General features: G+C 44.6%; 14 protein-coding genes. 10 read left to right on the top strand and 4 right to left on the bottom strand.

The features are described from left to right. Positions 1–214: 214 nt before the first annotated feature. The 4 genes from D1614_RS19995 to D1614_RS20010 form a co-directional block, all read right to left on the bottom strand. On the bottom strand, positions 215–2635 hold the full coding sequence (locus D1614_RS19995; RefSeq protein WP_119439756.1) for an alpha/beta hydrolase family protein: 2421 nt from the start codon (positions 2633–2635) through the stop codon (positions 215–217). 685 nt (positions 2636–3320) lie between these two features. Further along, positions 3321–5186, bottom strand: coding sequence for an alpha-1,3-galactosidase-related protein (locus tag D1614_RS20000; RefSeq protein WP_119439757.1), 1866 nt, complete (start codon positions 5184–5186; stop codon positions 3321–3323). A 40-nt stretch (positions 5187–5226) separates the two neighbouring features. Next, positions 5227–5919 carry an HAD family hydrolase gene (locus tag D1614_RS20005; RefSeq protein ID WP_119439758.1) on the bottom strand — a complete coding sequence of 231 codons (693 nt, stop codon included), beginning with the start codon at positions 5917–5919 and terminating at the stop codon, positions 5227–5229. A 121-nt stretch (positions 5920–6040) separates the two neighbouring features. After that, the gene (locus D1614_RS20010) at positions 6041–8533 is read right to left on the bottom strand and encodes an endonuclease MutS2 (RefSeq protein ID WP_119439759.1); all 2493 of its coding nucleotides are present in this window, start codon (positions 8531–8533) and stop codon (positions 6041–6043) included. Between the two features lie 1086 nt (positions 8534–9619). On the opposite strand from D1614_RS20010, the gene D1614_RS20015 reads away from it, so the two are divergent. The 10 genes from D1614_RS20015 to D1614_RS20055 all read left to right on the top strand — a co-directional run bounded on the left by D1614_RS20015 (position 9620) and on the right by D1614_RS20055 (position 16766). Continuing rightward, entirely contained in the window at positions 9620–10177 is a 558-nt protein-coding gene (locus D1614_RS20015; RefSeq protein ID WP_147384330.1) for a hypothetical protein, read from the top strand. A gap of 881 nt (positions 10178–11058) precedes the next feature. After that, positions 11059–11607, top strand: a complete 549-nt coding sequence (locus D1614_RS20020; RefSeq protein ID WP_119439761.1) for a hypothetical protein — start codon at positions 11059–11061, stop codon at positions 11605–11607. 116 nt (positions 11608–11723) lie between these two features. After that, complete coding sequence (locus tag D1614_RS20025; protein ID WP_119439762.1) at positions 11724–12353, top strand: hypothetical protein; 630 nt, start codon at positions 11724–11726, stop codon at positions 12351–12353. A 146-nt stretch (positions 12354–12499) separates the two neighbouring features. Continuing rightward, positions 12500–13075 (top strand): hypothetical protein, encoded by a 576-nt coding sequence (locus tag D1614_RS20030; protein WP_119439763.1) that lies wholly within the window; start codon positions 12500–12502, stop codon positions 13073–13075. Between the two features lie 100 nt (positions 13076–13175). Beyond that, positions 13176–13583 carry a flotillin-like FloA family protein gene (locus D1614_RS20035; protein ID WP_119439764.1) on the top strand — a complete coding sequence of 136 codons (408 nt, stop codon included), beginning with the start codon at positions 13176–13178 and terminating at the stop codon, positions 13581–13583. 90 nt (positions 13584–13673) lie between these two features. Continuing rightward, positions 13674–14171, top strand: coding sequence for a hypothetical protein (locus D1614_RS20040; RefSeq protein ID WP_119439765.1), 498 nt, complete (start codon positions 13674–13676; stop codon positions 14169–14171). Positions 14172–14229: 58 nt separating this feature from the next. Next, positions 14230–14655, top strand: coding sequence for a DUF3788 family protein (locus D1614_RS20045; protein ID WP_119439766.1), 426 nt, complete (start codon positions 14230–14232; stop codon positions 14653–14655). Between the two features lie 140 nt (positions 14656–14795). After that, positions 14796–15263, top strand: coding sequence for a hypothetical protein (locus D1614_RS20050; RefSeq protein ID WP_119439767.1), 468 nt, complete (start codon positions 14796–14798; stop codon positions 15261–15263). 749 nt (positions 15264–16012) lie between these two features. Then, positions 16013–16174: a hypothetical protein gene (locus D1614_RS25695; protein ID WP_155523345.1), complete on the top strand. Its 162-nt coding sequence runs from the start codon at positions 16013–16015 to the stop codon at positions 16172–16174. Positions 16175–16370: 196 nt separating this feature from the next. Continuing rightward, positions 16371–16766 (top strand): RidA family protein, encoded by a 396-nt coding sequence (locus D1614_RS20055; RefSeq protein WP_119439783.1) that lies wholly within the window; start codon positions 16371–16373, stop codon positions 16764–16766. The last annotated feature ends 132 nt before the right edge of the window (positions 16767–16898 follow it).

Genomic DNA, 16898 nt, shown 5'->3' on the forward strand with positions numbered 1-16898 from the left:
TTATATTCTCCCCTGGATTTCAGGGGAGATGTCATTCGTCTATTGACGGATGACAGAGGGGTGAAATAAAGAAAATTCGGTTTTTTAGCTTTTTTGCTGAAATTAAGTTGGTCCAATACTTTTTGACTTGCCTCGGAGATAGTCAACTTTAAGAATTTTCTTTATTGTCCGAAAAAATAAAACCCGGAAATTTTCCGGGCTTTACTGTTATCGCTTATTTTTTGTTTTTTACGTATTTATCCAGCCATTCATTTTGCTCCCAAAGCATGTGAAGGATCGATTCGCGGGCGGCATACCCGTGACTTTCCTTGGGCAGCATGACCAGGCGGACGGTTGCTCCCAGGCCTTTTAGCGCATTAAAATAACGCTCGCTCTGCAGGGGATAAGTTCCCGAGTTGTTGTCGGCCTCGCCATGTATCAGTAAGAGCGGTGTTTTCATTTTATCGGCGTGCATAAAGGGCGACATGTTGTAATAGATTTCCGGCGCTTCCCAATAGGTGCGTTCTTCGCTTTGGAAACCAAAAGGAGTAAGTGTGCGGTTGTAAGCGCCGCTTCTCGCAATTCCGGCAGCAAATAAATCGCAACGGGAAAGGAGGTTGGCGGTCATAAACGCGCCGTACGAATGGCCTCCCACAGCTACACGGTTACGGTCGATGTAACCAAGCTCGTCAACCGCGTCAATGGCGGCTTTGCCATTGGCAACCAGTTGTTTGATAAAAGTGTCGTTGGGTTCTTTATCGCCCTCCCCAACAATCGGGAAAGCGGCCCCGTCGAGGATGGCATAACCCTGTGTTACCCAGAAAATAACCGATCCGTACCCGGGATAGGTAAAGGTATGGGGCGACGAAGTTACCTGCCCGGCAGTGGATTTGTCCTTGTATTCCCGCGGATAGGCCCAAAGAATCATTGGCAGCTTTTCTTTCTTCTCGCGGTCGTATCCGGCAGGCAGATACAGAGTTCCTGACAACTCAATTCCGTCGTCGCGTTTGTAGGTGATTACTTCTTTGTGAATTCCGTTTAAGCTTTCAATCGGGTTGGCAAAGAAAGTAAGTTGTTGTGGGGCAATCCGTCTTTTTGTGTTTCGGATGAAATAATTGGGGAAAGTAGTGCTGGCCTCCACGCGGGTGAGTAAAACGCCGCTTTTGGCATCCAAAACACGCGATATATTTTCAAGGGTTTCTTTGCCGTCGGCACGCCACAAACGCAGGTTTTCTTTTGACTTCAGGTCAAATTCATCAAAAAACGGACGGATCCCTTCCGGAGAATAACCGGTTCCGGTGAGGTAAACCTTGTTTTTGTTGAGGGTAAGCGTGTGTTGTCCCAATTCGTTTCTTTCGGTAACAAACGATCCCGGATCATTGTAACGGTCGTTCTCGTTGCGATCAAAAAGAATTTCAGGCTCTTGCGATGGGTTGGATGGATTGAAGAGATAGGTTTTTGTGTTACGGGTATTCCACCAGCGATCGTAGGCAATCGCTATTTCGTCGCTTCCCCAGGTAATTCCGCGATAGCGTTGTTGGGTTTTTAGAATGGAAACGGGCTCGCCGTCAAAAGGCGCTTTCAAAGTGAATATTTCGTCGCGGAAAGGTACCTCGATGGCCGGATCGCCTTTGTCAAGTGCTTTCACGTAATACAGTTCGGCCGGTTTGTCAGAACGCCACCTCAAACTCCTGATCTCTTTTGTGGTAGCCATAAAACCCTGCGGACGAACTTCTTCGAGTGGTGTGTCGAGGACAAGCTTTATTTCGTTCCCGTTCTGGTCGTAAATGATTGTTTTTTGCGGAAAGCGGTCGAGTGTAACCAGGTAGGAAAAAGGCTTGTGAAGCGTCTCCACCATCACATAGACTCCATCGGGAGAAAAGTTAAAACCGGCGTACATGGCGGTTTCTTTCCAGAAGTCTTTTTTTCCGTTCAGGTCAACCGTATACAAAGTAGAACGAACCAGTTGTTCAAAATTAAATTCGTCGGCTTTGTCTTTCAGCAAATCCTGGTAGGTGCGGTTTTGAGCTTTGGTGCCGTCGCTCACTGAAACACTCGGGCCGGTAGGTACGGCGGTTGATTTATCGATCAAAGGCTGACGGTCGTCCGGAATAAATTTGACCAGCAATTTATCGCTGCTGTCAAACCATTCAAAAGGCGATCCAAGGTTGGCATTCAGGTTGGCCTCGCTCAGCTTTTTACAGGTGGCGCTTGCAATGTCGAGTACCCACAATTCCACTCCTTTCGAAGTTGTATGCGTAAAAGCCATCTTTGTTTGATCGGGCGACCAGCTGAAGTTGGCTAAAACCGGTTTTTCGGGTAATCCGGAAACTGCTTTTTCTTCTCTGTCACCTACTTTCATCAGCGAAACGTTGGTGTAATAATTTGTTCTGCTGCCGATGTTGGTCACGGGGTTAATCCGCAGCCCGGCCAGGCGCAGTTCGGTTTCCGAGAGTTCTGCAATCGTTTTAAAGCGGCTTCTGTTCAGCAGTACAATGTTTTCATTTTTGTAATCAAAGATGGGAGTGGGAACTCCGGGAGCATCAACCAGTTCAAGGATTTCCTTTGGCGGTTCCTGGTAGCTAATGTCTACCTGGGCAAAAGCGTTGCCAAAAACGATGGCAACAATCAATGTGATAAGTGCAGTTTTTCTCATTTAATTGAATAGTATGAATTAAACTTAGGATGTAACTCACGAATTTATAAAATTCATCGGGGAAAACGTTTTTTTCAGTTGCTTAGTTTGATTGAGTAAGGTATCAGAAAAGAGATTTCACCGCAAACCGAAGAGAATGAAGCACAGTATTTTTTTGTAATTCCGGGAGCTTGCTGCTACTTCTGTTGAATTATAAAGCAGGAAAAGAAAACCGTTCTTTAGGCTGAAAGCGGCTCATTTGAAGAAAAAAATCCCATACTGGGAAAGCGAAAATTTCTGGCATCGTGTTAATGTTTTGTTTTTCAGTGTTTTGTGTTTTTTGGCCTGGTAGTTGCTTTTTAAGCATCAAGCGACAAAGAATAACAGGGTAGAGCGACTTCTACAACATGGTTGGTTTTATATTTAGGGTTTGTAAAATATCAATCATCTTTCAAAAAGCGTCACAGCGTTCTACCTGACTTTAGAAATAAAAAAACCGTTCGGCCTCGAACGGTTTTTTATTTTGGGTTCTACTTCAAAAAGCGTCACCACAAAGCTTCTACAACTTTGTTGGTAAAATAAATATATTATAATTGAAATGCGTCCTTCTATAATAAAGTCCGGTTCCGGGTTAAAAGGTAACCTGTTTGCCGGTAATTTATTCTCGTTTTAAATAGCTGTCGCCTCGTACAAGTGCTGTTTTTACTTAGAGTTTCTCTATCCGGAATGTTCCGGAGATGTCCGAATCCAGCTCTGATTCGTCTGTTTTTTTGAGCAGTATATTTTTCCCGAGCAGATCGTCAGAAAACTGGTTGTTCCTGATCTGAACGTGTTTACAGAATTCAAATGTAAAAGTGTAGGGCCGTTGGTGGTAAGGCTCAAAGGTGTAGCTTCTGAATACTTCGTTGTTGTTGAAGGTGATTCCATCCACCGAACGGGCAAACAGCACCGGGTAATCAAACGGATGAAAGCGGTTGTTTTCAATTTTTATGTTCCGGTGAAAACAGGGCGTTTCTTCATCCAGTTTCGGGATAATGGGATAAACCGAGATAATTGCCTCGCAAAACTGGTAGGGGCTGGTGTTGCAAAGTTCCCCAAAGGTGTTGTTGCGGATGGTAACATCCTTCACCGCACCCGATTCAAACCATCCGTTGGCATCTCCGGCTATCAGGATGGCGCTGCCACTCGATTCAAAAGTATTGTTTTCAACGACTACTTTCCCCGGCGTTGACACCAGCAAACCACGCGCCCGGCAATTCTTGAACTGGCTGTTGGTGATCTCCACATCGGGCGACCATGTTAGATTCTCCAGCGCATCGCCCACTTGTAAAGTTTTGGGAACAGGCTGTGAAAATGTCAGCACAAAAACATCCTTGCTCAGTGGTTGAAAGGCTACTACTTCTCCCGAACCAATGGAATTCATCCGTTCGTTTTCGATAAAGCTGACGCGGTCGCCCTTACGCCCCCAAACCATGCCCGAGCTCTGATGGTGCATAAACCTGAATTTTACTTTGTTTTCCGGCATTATCTCCTGTACCTGAACACTGGTGCCGTGGACATTGATCGGATCGTCCATCAAACCGGCAAATTCGCATTGCGTAACTTTTACGAGGCCTTTGCAATTGGATATCTGAAGCCCATCGTCTCCGCCACCAAAATAATGGTTGCGTGCCAGGTTCGGAATGGCTCTGTACTGATCGAAGGTAAGGTCTTCGCTAAACTGCGCCAGGATACCCAGCCCGGTGGCATGAAAAAGAAACAGGTTCTGAACGGTGATGTTCTTCGAATCGGTAATAAACACACCCGAATGAGCGCGGTTGGCATAGCGCATTACCAGGAAGTTTCCCTTTTTGGGTTTTCGGGCAAACTCGTTGTACAACCTCAAAATCCCCGGCATGGTAGCCACTGCTTTGTATTCCCGCCAGTTGCTGCCCAAACAACCGTTGTCGCCGGTTTGCGGCACAATGTAGCGTCCTTCCTGGTCAAATTCCATCGCACCGTACCACTCATTCAGTTTATCGCCTTCCGGAAAATAAAGTTTGTCGTTTTCTATCCTGAAATTGGCTTCTTTCGCGTTAAAGGAAAGATCGATGTAATGATCGGTGACCTTCATGATCTTTGCCTGCGCAATCAGGGGCTGCTCCCAATCGATGCGCAGATTCTTCAAAACAATGTTGCGGCAACTGTCGAAGGTAAAAGGCTGCATCTGATCGTGAAAAACAAGCGTGGCACCCCGGCCGTCGATCACCAGGTTGTTTACGTTCTCAAAAAGAAACGCACAGGCCTTGGGGTTGATATCGGTAGTATTCGATTCAAAATAGGTTTTCTTCGTGCATTCATTCGGGTAAAAATGGTATTCTCCCGGACTAAACAACAAAACTTTGGGCTGATCTCCCTTGATATCTTCCAGCGCTTTGTTGATGTATTTAACTGCATCTCTGTCTTTGGTTTTGTACAAACCGTAATCTCTTAAATGAATGTAAAGGGTGTCGTTTGGTGCATTGCTTGCGGCGGCAGGTTGAGCAAAGCCAACGAGTCCCAACAGGATGATAAAGAATAGGTTTGTTTTCATAGTTGTTATTTATTGCAAGATAAGAATCCCGCAGAAATGATTACAGCATATTTTTAATCCCGGTGATGTGCGGCAGTTTTACCCAGTTGGGGTGTTCCGTTGTTTCTTCGGTTTGTTCGTGAAGCCAGGTGATGTGAAAGGGAATATGAATGCCAAAGCCTCCCAGTTGTAGCACCGGTTCAATATCCGACTTGAAGGAATTGCCGATCATCAGAAAATCTTCCGCCTCAATTTCGAGGTGACTAAGCAGTTTTTGGTAATCGGCCGGTCTTTTGTTGCTCATCACTTCCACATGATGAAAATATTTTTCCAGTTTCGATTTTTTCAGTTTCCGTTCCTGGTCGAGCAAATCGCCTTTGGTCGCCACAATTAGTTTGCAGCCTTTTTCTTTCAGATAGTCCAGCGTTTCAAGCACGCCGTCAAGCAACTCCACCGGCTGATTGATTTGTGTTTTCCCCAGTTCAATAATCTGCACCAGTATTTTTGGCGGCACTTTGTTTCCGGTAATCTTCAGCGCCGTTTCAATCATCGAAAGCACAAAACCTTTGGTGCCGTAGCCGTATTCTTCCAGGTTATTCATTTCAGTGGCAAAAAGCACTTCCATGGTTTCGTCCGATGTACTGAAGTCGGACAACAAAGCACAAAACTTTTCTTCGGTTTCGCGAAAAAAGGTCTCGTTTACCCAAAGGGTATCGTCGGCATCAAAAGCAATTACTTTGAAGTTCTGTTTCATACCATTAGAATTGATTGTTTTCAAAGGTATAGTATGGAACTCGCATGTATTTTAATCGTCCTCTTGTATGTGAATAATTTACATGCTCGTTTCATTTCTCTGCTGTTTTGTTGAAAAGGTTTTACAGTGCCAGGTTCACCACGGTAATGCCCGAACCGCCAAAATCCACGTGTTCGTCTTTGTAGCTGCGCACCATGGGCTCGGCACGCAGGTATTCGCGGATGGTTTCTTTCAGAATGCCGTGGCCTTTCCCGTGAAGGATGCGAAGCTGCCCCACTTCAAACATGATCGCTTCGTCGATAAACTCAGTGATTTTGGTAATGGCTTCATCCACGCGTTTGCCGCGGACATCGATCTCGGGTTTAAACGACAGACGGCGTTCCGAGAAATTTTCACCCAACACCGACGGCTTTCCGTAGTGTTTTTTGTCGATCTTTTTGGCTTCGTTGTTACTGATACGCTCAATATTTTTACGCGGAATGGTCGTCATCAGCTGCCCAAAGGCCACGATCGCATTTTTCTCGTTTATTTCGATGAGGTCGCCAATGGTATCCTGCCCTTTGATACGGACTTTATCACCCGGGCGCATCTCAATCCGTTCTTCCAGCTTCTCTTTCGGAATCGGTTTCTTTGATTCTTCGGGACGGCGTTTGTTACGCTCTTCTTCGCGGCGCTGAAGCTTCGAAAGTTTGCCGGCGAGCTGTTGATCGTCACTGGCCGATTTTTTCCCCACTTCTTTTTTCAGCCCTTCCAGCTCTTCGCGCATCTGCCGGGTTTTCTCCTTGTCGGCCTGCGCATTTTTTATTTCGCGGATGGTGTTCTCAATCCGTTTGTTCACATCCTTTAGCAAAGCGTCGGCTTCTTCCTTTGCTTTTTTCAGGATCTCCTTGCGTTGTTTCTGAATTTCTTCCAGCTCACTCTGGTAACTTTCAGCCGTGTTATCCAGGATCTTTTCCACCTTGCGGATCTTCATGCGTTTGGTTTCCCAGTAGCGTTTGTCGCGGTCGATCTGCCGCAGGTTGCGGTCGAAATCGATGTGATCCTGCCCGATCTTCTCGGTGGCTTTCTCCAGTATCTCTTCCGGAAGGCCGATTTTCCGCGCAATTTCAAAGGCAAACGAACTGCCCGGTTTCCCAATCTCCAGTTTGAAAAGCGGGTTCATCTGGTGCGAATCGTAGAGCATGGCGCCGTTTACAATCCCATCGGCCGACGAGGCAAAATGCTTCAGGTTGGTGTAGTGCGTGGTAATCACACCAAAGGTGCGTTGCTGGTTTAGCTTGTCGAGGATCGACTCGGCAATGGCGCCCCCCAGCATCGGTTCGGTACCCGTTCCGAATTCGTCGATCAGCACCAGCGTTTTTTCGTTGCAGTTGCGCACAAAATGCTTCATGTTCATCAGGTGCGAGCTGTAGGTACTCAAGTCGTTTTCGAGCGACTGCTCATCGCCGATGTCGATAAACAGCTGATCAAAAATACCGGTTTTACTGCCGTCGTTTACCGGGATCAACAGGCCGCATTGCAACATGTACTGCAACAACCCGGTGGTTTTCAGACACACCGATTTTCCCCCGGCGTTGGGTCCCGAGATCAGCAAAATATGTTCTTCTTCCGTGAGCTTAATGTCGAGCGGAACAATTTTTCGTTTTTCCTTTTGCAGCGTTTTCAGCAAGAGCGGATGAATGGCGTTGTACCATTCAATGATCGGCTCGTCGCGAAAGTCGGGGCGTTGTGCATCAAACTCAACGGCCAGCAAAGCCTTGGCGCGGATAAAATCGATCTCGCCCAAAAAGTCGTACGAATACGCCAGCTCGGTGAGGTAGGGGCGTATGTCGTTCGAGAACTCGGTAAGAATGCGGATGATCTCGCGGCGTTCGGCATACTCCAGCTCGCGGATTTCGTTGTTCATCTCCACAATTTCGGTGGGCTCGATGTACGAGGTTTTTCCCGTGGCCGACTCGTCGTACACAATGCCTTTCAGCTTGCGTTTGTTGGCTGCCGGAACCGGGATCACAGCCCGCCCGTCGCGGATCGACACCGAAGCATCGTCTTCCACCCAGCCGTCTTTTTGCGCCTGCTTCAGAATGCTATGCAGCCGTTTCGACATGTTGTTCTGCATGTTGAAAATGCTGCGGCGAATCTGCGCCAGCTCCGAAGAAGCATTGTCGCGGATCTTCCCGAATTTATTCACGATCGTGTCGATGCGGTCGTAAATATAAGGGAACACCTGCACGTTGGCAGTTTTTTGTTTCAGCAGCGGAAAAACCGCTTCCTCCTGTTTGCTGAAAAAAGTAACGATGGCACGCACGGCTTCGAGCGAGCGTTTCAGGTCGAACAGTTCCTGGGGCTCCAGAAAACGGCCTTCGATGCGTATCTTTTGCAGCGCCGCCCGCAGGTCGTAATAATGCCCGGCCGGAAAATTGTCGTACTCGCGCACAATGCGGCTAAACTCTTCGGCCTCGCCCAGTTGTCGCAAAATGGTTTCGTGCGAGGTCTGGAAATGCATTTCGTCCACCCACTCGTTACCCATGGTGCTGATGCACTTGGCATGTAACATCTCGCGGATGCGATCGAACCCGATCTTCGCCTCAAAATTATGTGGATAAACGTTGTTCATTGCCCCGCAAAAATACAGTTCAGAGTTGAAAGTTCAAAGTTCAAAATTCAAGCGACAAGCTATTAGCTGCGAGCCGCGAGCTTGTTCTGTAGGTCAAATTAGATATTGACTGTTTTGTATTCGCTGATTCCAGAATTCAGCCTACTCTGTGTCTTCTCCGTGTCCTCTGTGGTTAAACTGGATTCTGGATACCCGATACTCGATACTTGATTCTGGATACTCGATACTCGAAGCTCACAACTCGCAGCACTTCTTCTTTGTCCCCATTTCCGAGGGGGACGAGGAATTCCGGAGGCTTCGACGAAGGAATGACGGAGGGGGTGTCAGAGATACATTAGTTCAGTGATCAGCCGCATTCGCTGATTCCAGAATTCAGCCTACTCTGTGTCTTCTCCGTGTCCCCTGTGGTTAAACTGGATTCTGGATACCCGATGCTTGATACAGGATTTTTGATACTTGATACTCGAAGCTCGTAGCTCCAAGCTCTTTGCAATTTAACAGTTTGGCAATTTAGCAATCTTGCAGTTCTGTGCCGCCGTGTTGCTGTTTTTTGCTCGAAGCTCGCAACTCGAAGCTCGCAGCTTCCTTCTTTGTCCCCATTCCCGAGGGGGACGAGGAATTCCGGAGGCTCCGACGAAGGAATGACGGAGGGGGTGTCAGAGATACATTAGTTCAGTGATCAGTTGCATTCGCTGATCTTAGAATTCAGCCTACTCCGTGTCCTCTGTGGTTAAACCGGATTCTGGATACCCGATACTCGATTCTTGATTCTCGATACTCGATACCGGATTCTCGATACTCGAAGCTCGAAGCTCGCAGCACTTCCTCTTTGTCCCCATTTCCGAGGAGGACGAGGAATTCCGGAGGCTCCGACGAAGGAATGACGGAGGGGGTGTGTTCTGGATACTCGATACTTGATACTCGAAGCTCGAAGCCCGTAGCTCGCAGCCCAAAGCTCGATCCTGACTCTGAACTTTGAACCCTAAACTCGGAACTAAACTCCCTCCCCTCATTAACATAGTTTAATTTTTTTTGATGGCTGTTAATAGCTTTATTCCTGACCTTTGGAGAAACAAAGCCAGGCATATGAAACAACTTTTACTTGCAAGCTTCATTTTATCCGGTCTGTGTTCAATGGCCCAGGACGAACGCATGCTTATCCAGGGGAAGATCGTGGACGCAAAAGGTGCCCCCGTCCCCGACGTTTACATTGTAAACCTGCTTAGCCACGAAAAAGACATCAGTTTGAAAAACGGGGTGTTTACCCTAAACATTTTGCCCACCGACTCGCTGCTGTTATCGCACATTTCGTATTTCCGAAAAATAGTAAGCGCCACCCAGTTGCTTCGAAACCCGGTGATCACGCTCGAATCGGAAAGCATACATGTGGAGGAAATAACCGTCTCGCCCGATGAAAAGTCGGCAGCAGAAATCGTTAGCCAGAATTTAAATGTAAAGGAATGGGACATCCGGCCGTTGCCCGGCGATGGTTTTTCGGAGTCGGAACGAGCCAAACAAACCATGGCCGAAAACAACAGCGTACTGCGCAGCGAAGCTTCCTCGGTATCCTTGCTTAAATTCTCGGTAGGCGGCATGCTGGAGAAATGGAAGAAAAAACGAAAGAAACGAAAAAACTACCGCTAGAAACAGAAGCTACAAGCCTTGAGCTTCGAGCCACGAGCTTATTGGGAACTAAAATTGGATGCTCGATACTCGATACTCGATACTTGATTCTCGATGCTTGATTCTTGATACTCGAAGCTCGCAGCTCGCAGCTCGCAGCACTTCCTCTTTGTCCCCATTTCCGAGGGGGACGAGGAATTCCGGAGGCTTCGACGACGGAATGACGGAGGGGGTGTCAGAGATACATTAGTTCAAAGTTCAGAGTTCAAAGTTCAGTGATCAGCCGCATTCGCTGATTCCAGAATTCAGCCTACTCTGTGTCTTCTCCGTGTCCTCTGTGGTTAAACCGGATTCTGGATACCCGATACTCGATTCTTGATTCTCGATACTCGATACCGGATTCTCGATACTCGAAGCTCGAAGCTCGCAGCTCGCAGCACTTCTTCTTTGTCCCCATTTCCGAGGGGGACGAGGAATTCCGGAGGCTCCGACGAAGGAATGACGGAGGGGGTGTGTACTCGATGCTGGATGCTTGATTCTTGATACTCGTAGCTCGAAGCCCGCAGCTCAATACTCTAAACTTTGAACACTGAACACTGAACTCTAAACTCCCTGCTCTCTGCTCTTTTCTCTGCCCGGTTATCTTATGTTTAAAATTCTTTTGCTACATTAGAACCCGTAATGTGGTGACACCCCGGGACGATCAGCAGCGATAGATTTGCCACCCCAGAAGAAAGCTTTACAAGGAGTTTGTAAACGTTTATCAATACTTAAAAACGAATATGGCTTTGGTATACTGCAAGAAAAGCGATTAAAACGCTTGGAGTTACAAATATTCAGGTACCCATACGTTAGCGGCAATTTTGAATTAAAACATACTCTAACCTTTAAAAAACTAATGAATGAAAAAATTACTATTCGCCCTAGGTGTTATTCTTCTTACTTCCAGCTTATATGCTCAAGATGCAAAAGATGCACAAAAAGAAACGACAAAAATGGATGCTTTTGCATCAAAAACAGGTACAATAATCAAGTATATTGACTATTCCCTACCAAACCTGAAGCTTAGCTTGGGTGTAGCTGAAACTAGAATTCGAAAAATTATTAGTGGACAAGAAGAAAAATACTTCTTTCAAATTTCAAAAGCTGGACAATATGACACCAAAACAGCATCTATTGCTGACGAAGATTTAATTGAAGTTATTAAAGCAATTGAACCATTAAAAAAAGAATCAGTCTCTGATTTGGCATTAAATCCTGACTATTTGGAAAACAAATTTGTTACAGACGACGGATTTAAATTAGGATATTATGTGAGTAAAGGAAAACTTGTTTGGTACTTAGTATTAGAAAAGTATGGTTCTGGAAATACAATCTTCGTAAATGATTTATCGACTATAGAAAAAGCATTTAATGACGCAAAACAGAAAATAGATGAACTAAAAAAATAAAATAATGAAAAGATCTCCGCTCCCGCGCGATTGCATCGCGTGATAACGGGATGTTCAATAAACTGACTATACATAACTCAAAAATACCTTTGGTAAAAACCTTAAAATCAAACATTATGAAAAAGCTACTGTTAGTCCTCTGGGCCGTAATTCCTTTTTTTGTTTATTCCCAGAATCAAGTCACTACTAAATCTGGAATTGTATTTATTGCCAAAATTGATGGTTTGTATGGAACCAAACTCGTATTTAGTGAAATTGTACCAGAACTTAAAAACGATGAGATTGACATCAGTGATGTAGTTTCAATCGCTGGTGAAATACCAACATTCAGATCAAAATCGATTAAACGCAAAAATTCCGATGTGAAATTTCTATCTGGAGATTTTTCAAAAGAATACAAAGAAAATCTGAAAGAAAAACGAGTGTCTGATGATTTGTACTTCGATCCGAACGCGAAAAATCAGGAGCTAAATGAAAACGTAACTGCAGGTGATTATTTGCAATCTGCAGGGATAAGATATTTAACTGGTGTTGGTCTCGGATTTGGCGGAGCAGGTATCTCGCTTATTGGTGCTTCTTCGGAGCAGGAGAGTTTGATAGTTGTAGGAGGAATAGCCGCACTTACGGGAGCAATATTTATTGTGACGGGGCATCTTCAACTTATTAAAGCCGGTGAAAAGATGAATCGGGATGCAGTAACACTATCGCCTTCTAACAATGGCATTGGCTTGGTTATAAACTTCTAAGGGAATAGCCACTCTCCCCCGCTCCCGCGCGATTGCATCGCGTGGTAAAAGAAAGGCTAAAGATGACACGATAACATGGTGGGGCTGCAGGTTTTAGTACAAAATAAGATAAATAGAGGAATAGATTTCAAACATAAAGAATCGAAATGAAAAAGATAATCATAAGCCTGTGTGCTTTCTTCTGTCTAAATAATGGTTTCTCCCAGGGGAAAAGCGAAAGAGCGGGTGATGTTTTTAAACCACAGATTGGTATTGATGTCGGATTTGGTATTAATTCGTTTTCGGGTGTAAATGATGACTATACAAAAATTGCGGTTGACCTGGGAATGATTTATGAGTTACGGGAAAAATTTTTAGTGGGATTAGATCTTTCCTTTTCACCCAAAGAAAATCATGAAAACACAGGTGTAGATGGAAGCAGAAGTACACATATGAAATGGGACGGTCAGGCAACATGTGTCGAAATGTATGGCGGTTATAAGATATTAAACCGGGCATGGTTTCTGGGAGGATTGGGAGCCTGTTTTTTTAGCGAGTATGAAGTGATGAAAGGATATTCAAATTTGACGTCATACAAAAGAAGCAGTCAAACAGATATAAGTCCTGTAATAGGTGTTATCTATGAATTCCCTTTGGCCTATAGTAATACCTGGTATATGAAATACGACATGGCAGTTGGTGGTTACGATCGATTTTCATTGAGTGCCGGATTAAAGTTTTGATAGACTCACCCCCGCGCCTATAGGCCACACGCTACAATCGTGCGGCAGCGAGGTAATTTAAACAAAGGAGTTTTAAGTAAAACCAATAACAACATTCAAAATGGAAAATCTTCATCCTTTCTTTTTAATCGGGGCTGTAGTGGTTCTGTTGCTTATGGTTCTTTATTTTCTTCCCATTGGGCTATGGTTTACGGCCACCGTTTCGGGGGTGCGTATTTCGTTTATGGAACTTTTGTTGATGCGACTACGAAAAACACCGGTTGGGGTGATTGTTCGCGCTTTGATAGTTGCCACCGAGGGTGGAATAAATCTCAACGGTGAACAACTGGAAATTCTCTTTTTGAGCGGTGGCGATGTAAACAACGTAGTAAGCGGTATGGTGGCCGCCAAACGGGCGGGTTTTCCCTTGTCGTTTGAGAATGCAGTAAAAGCCGATGCGCAGGGACTGAACATCCTTGAATCGGTACAGGAGAAAATGCGCGAAACACAAAAAGTTCAGTTTGAGTAATCCGTGCCCCTGCTCCCGCGCGATTGCATCGCGTGGTGAAAGGAAAAGCTACAGGCGCAGCGAGCTGCAGCGCGATAAAATTTGAAAACAATGAAAAACTGGATTCTTATAGCAATAATGTTAACGTTTCAGTTGCCTTTATTTGCCCATGAAGACACACCGATTAAACTAAGCAAAGAGGGAAAATTAATAGGACTTCCTGAAAAATATGCTAACGCAGAATTTAACCGGGCAACGTTCACATTAGCTATAAACGATAAACAGATAATTATTCCGGAATGCATAAAAGAGTTTTTCAAAGACTATAAGGACTACGACATAAGCTTCTCAGCATCATGGTATCATAACTCTGAACTTTTACCCCATTACATACATATGGATATTACTACGGCTGAAAATCCATATGGTTGTCAGGTATTTTTTAACCTTGAAACATTGGAAATTTACCAGGTAAATAAGCCTGGAGTGATATCTAAAAAAGGTTACCCTCGATTTTACACAGCCAATGAGCAAATAATTTCTGAAGAATGTCGCAAATCTGTATTGAATTCAATAACTCCGCTCCAACGCGATCGTATTGCGTGGTAAAGGAAAAAAGCTAAAGGCCTCACGATACATTTAAAGTAGCAGAGAAAAAATAATTTATATGGAACAGAAAACAGTTTTAAGCGATAAAGATATTCAACCAAACGAAGAACTTATAGCAACGATAATTGGGGATAAACAACTGATTTGGAAACAAATGATGGCTTATCTGTATAATAATAGCAAAGATATCTCCGAGGTATGGAAATATTATAACGATGGCAAGAGTTGGCTCTTTCGCTCATTGAAAAAGAAAAAGACCATTTTTTGGATTAAAGTATTGGAAGATACTTTTAGAATTGCATTTTGGTATCCTATTCGATTGGAATCAGCAATTATGGAGAGCAATTTGCCTGATTCATTAAAGATTCAATACAAAGAGGCAAAGAGCTTTAATAAAACGCGCGGTATTTATATTGACATTCAGGATTCAAACGATTTGATAAACATTAAAAAACTGATTGATTTTAAATTGACAAACCTGTAAGGTTTTCCGCCCCCCGCTCCCGTGCACTGACATCGCCCCGCTCCCGCGCGATTGCATCGCGTGGTAAAGAAAAAGCTATAGGCCACACGATACAATCGTGCGGCAGCGAGGGTGCATAATAACGAATCGAGACAACATAAATGGATAAAGAGACTTTCATAAAAAGATTGAATGAGGCAAGCAATTCAGCTTTGAAATTGGCGAGAGAGTTTACTTTCAATGAGATTGCTGACAAGCTGATTTTCAAAATTAAGCCAAATAGTCTTGATTTGAGTAAGCATTTGACTGATTCGGAAAAGGAAAATCTAATTGCCAGAAAAAAAGAACTTAATAAAACATTGACTGCTAATGAGGTCGCAAACAGACTGATTCTTGAAAATAAAGTTCCTGTTTGGATAAATTGTTCTGTGATTCGGTCGACAAAGAAAATTACAACAATAGAATTATTCACAAGTAGAAGATTTCGAGACGATTCAGAACTTTATCATAAAATAGAGACTTATCCACCGTTTCATGCTGTAATTATGAATCCGCCTTATTTGTTTGATAACAAAGAAAAGTTTGATGTGAATTGGAGATATAAAAAATCCAGATTACGATTAAGTTGAGAGAAGCGAAGAGTAATTTGAACCCCGTTCCCGCCCTGCTCCCGCGCGCTAACACCACATGGTAAAGAAAAAAGCTACAGGCCACACGATACAACCATTTGGCTGCAAAGGATAGATACTCAATATCCAACTAGAACTACCCGGCAAGCATGTGGCTCGCAGCTAACTCTGAACACTGAACACTAAACTCTGAACTATCTCACCCCCTCCGTCATTCCTTCGTCGGAGCCTCCGGAATTCCTCGTCCCCCTCGGAAATGGGGACAAAGAGGAAGCGCTGCGAGCTACGAGTAAAACAGCAACACGGCAACACAGCAACCCCTGCTCCCGCGCGCTAACACCACATGGTAAAGAAAAAGCTACAGGCCATACGCTACCACCATTTGGCTGCAAAGGATAGATACTCAATATCTAACTAAAACTACCCGGCAAGCAAGTGGCTCGCAGCTAACTCTGAACACTGAACACTAAACTCTGAACGCTCTCACCCCCTCCGTCATTCCTTCGTCGGAGCCTCCGGAATTCCTCGTCCCCCTCGGAAATGGGGACAAAGAAGAAGCGCTGCGAGCTTCGAGTAGATGCAGCAGCACGGCAATACAGCAACACGGCAGCACAACAACCCCCGCTCCCGCGCGATTGCATCGCGTGGAAAAAAAAGCTACAGGCCACACGCTACCACCATTTTACAGTCTCTCGTATAGTAAAAAAGAGTATTTTTAGGGTGTTTAACCATAGTAACTACACTGCATCATGAATCTGCTATCGATTATTTTACTTCTTGTACCCATTGTTTTCCTGTTTGCGTTTTTTATTGGTATTGTAAAGAAAAACAAACGACTCTGGATTACTTCCCTGGTTTTTTTCCTGATCATTTCACTGGCAGAGCTTGCTTATTTTACCTTTACGGTTTAAGTGTCTGCCCTGCTCCCGCGCGCATTGCATCGCATGCCAGAGAAAAAACGAAAGGGCACACAATAAAACAGGGCAGCAGAAGGTTCAGCATTAGTGAATGAACAATGGAACGAGTTTACAGAAAATTATTCATACAAAAGCAGTGAGAGGTAGTTTCAGCTCCCTCCTGCAAAAAAAAAATAACAGAAAAAAAGCAATGAGTACCAATAAGATAACCCGGTTAAACCCCGAAAATATCCCGGCGCCAGTAGGTAACTACTCACACGTTACCATAATCCCGAAGAATTCAGACTTGTACACGTTTTCGGGGCAAATTGGGATCGATAATACCGGAAATATTCCGGAAAATCTGAGCGAACAGGTAGTATTGACATTCAAAAACATTCAGCAGCTTTTACACAGCCAAAACCTAAGCGCTGACAACGTCATAAAAGTAAACATCTGGGCTACCGAAGAAATTGACTGGGAGTTTTTTGACGCCGAATGGGAAACTCTGTTCGGACAAAAATACCCTTCGATGACGATTGCTTACATAAAAGCATTGGGATTGCCCGAACTGAAAATAGAGATTGAAATTTGGGCGGCTAAGTAGAAAAGTCAGGATAGCCGGATTTCGCGCGAAGGTATTGCAAGGGAAGGAGTTCAGAGTCCATAATCCGATATCTAATATCCGGCATCCGCCTATCCAAATGAATACTGACCACTGAATACTAATTTTAGAGTC

It is taken from the genome of Maribellus luteus (genome assembly GCF_003576475.1).
Lineage (GTDB): Bacteria > Bacteroidota > Bacteroidia > Bacteroidales > Prolixibacteraceae > Draconibacterium > Draconibacterium luteum.

What these genes read in the sequence shown, in the direction of transcription:
- D1614_RS19995 (WP_119439756.1), bottom strand. Translation starts at nt 2,635, where the DNA reads ATGAGAAAAACTGCACTTATCACATTGATTGTTGCCATCGTTTTTGGC.
- D1614_RS20000 (WP_119439757.1), bottom strand. Translation starts at nt 5,186, where the DNA reads ATGAAAACAAACCTATTCTTTATCATCCTGTTGGGACTCGTTGGCTTT.
- D1614_RS20005 (WP_119439758.1), bottom strand. Translation starts at nt 5,919, where the DNA reads ATGAAACAGAACTTCAAAGTAATTGCTTTTGATGCCGACGATACCCTT.
- D1614_RS20010 (WP_119439759.1), bottom strand. Translation starts at nt 8,533, where the DNA reads ATGAACAACGTTTATCCACATAATTTTGAGGCGAAGATCGGGTTCGAT.
- D1614_RS20015 (WP_147384330.1), top strand. Translation starts at nt 9,620, where the DNA reads ATGAAACAACTTTTACTTGCAAGCTTCATTTTATCCGGTCTGTGTTCA.
- D1614_RS20020 (WP_119439761.1), top strand. Translation starts at nt 11,059, where the DNA reads ATGAAAAAATTACTATTCGCCCTAGGTGTTATTCTTCTTACTTCCAGC.
- D1614_RS20025 (WP_119439762.1), top strand. Translation starts at nt 11,724, where the DNA reads ATGAAAAAGCTACTGTTAGTCCTCTGGGCCGTAATTCCTTTTTTTGTT.
- D1614_RS20030 (WP_119439763.1), top strand. Translation starts at nt 12,500, where the DNA reads ATGAAAAAGATAATCATAAGCCTGTGTGCTTTCTTCTGTCTAAATAAT.
- D1614_RS20035 (WP_119439764.1), top strand. Translation starts at nt 13,176, where the DNA reads ATGGAAAATCTTCATCCTTTCTTTTTAATCGGGGCTGTAGTGGTTCTG.
- D1614_RS20040 (WP_119439765.1), top strand. Translation starts at nt 13,674, where the DNA reads ATGAAAAACTGGATTCTTATAGCAATAATGTTAACGTTTCAGTTGCCT.
- D1614_RS20045 (WP_119439766.1), top strand. Translation starts at nt 14,230, where the DNA reads ATGGAACAGAAAACAGTTTTAAGCGATAAAGATATTCAACCAAACGAA.
- D1614_RS20050 (WP_119439767.1), top strand. Translation starts at nt 14,796, where the DNA reads ATGGATAAAGAGACTTTCATAAAAAGATTGAATGAGGCAAGCAATTCA.
- D1614_RS25695 (WP_155523345.1), top strand. Translation starts at nt 16,013, where the DNA reads ATGAATCTGCTATCGATTATTTTACTTCTTGTACCCATTGTTTTCCTG.
- D1614_RS20055 (WP_119439783.1), top strand. Translation starts at nt 16,371, where the DNA reads ATGAGTACCAATAAGATAACCCGGTTAAACCCCGAAAATATCCCGGCG.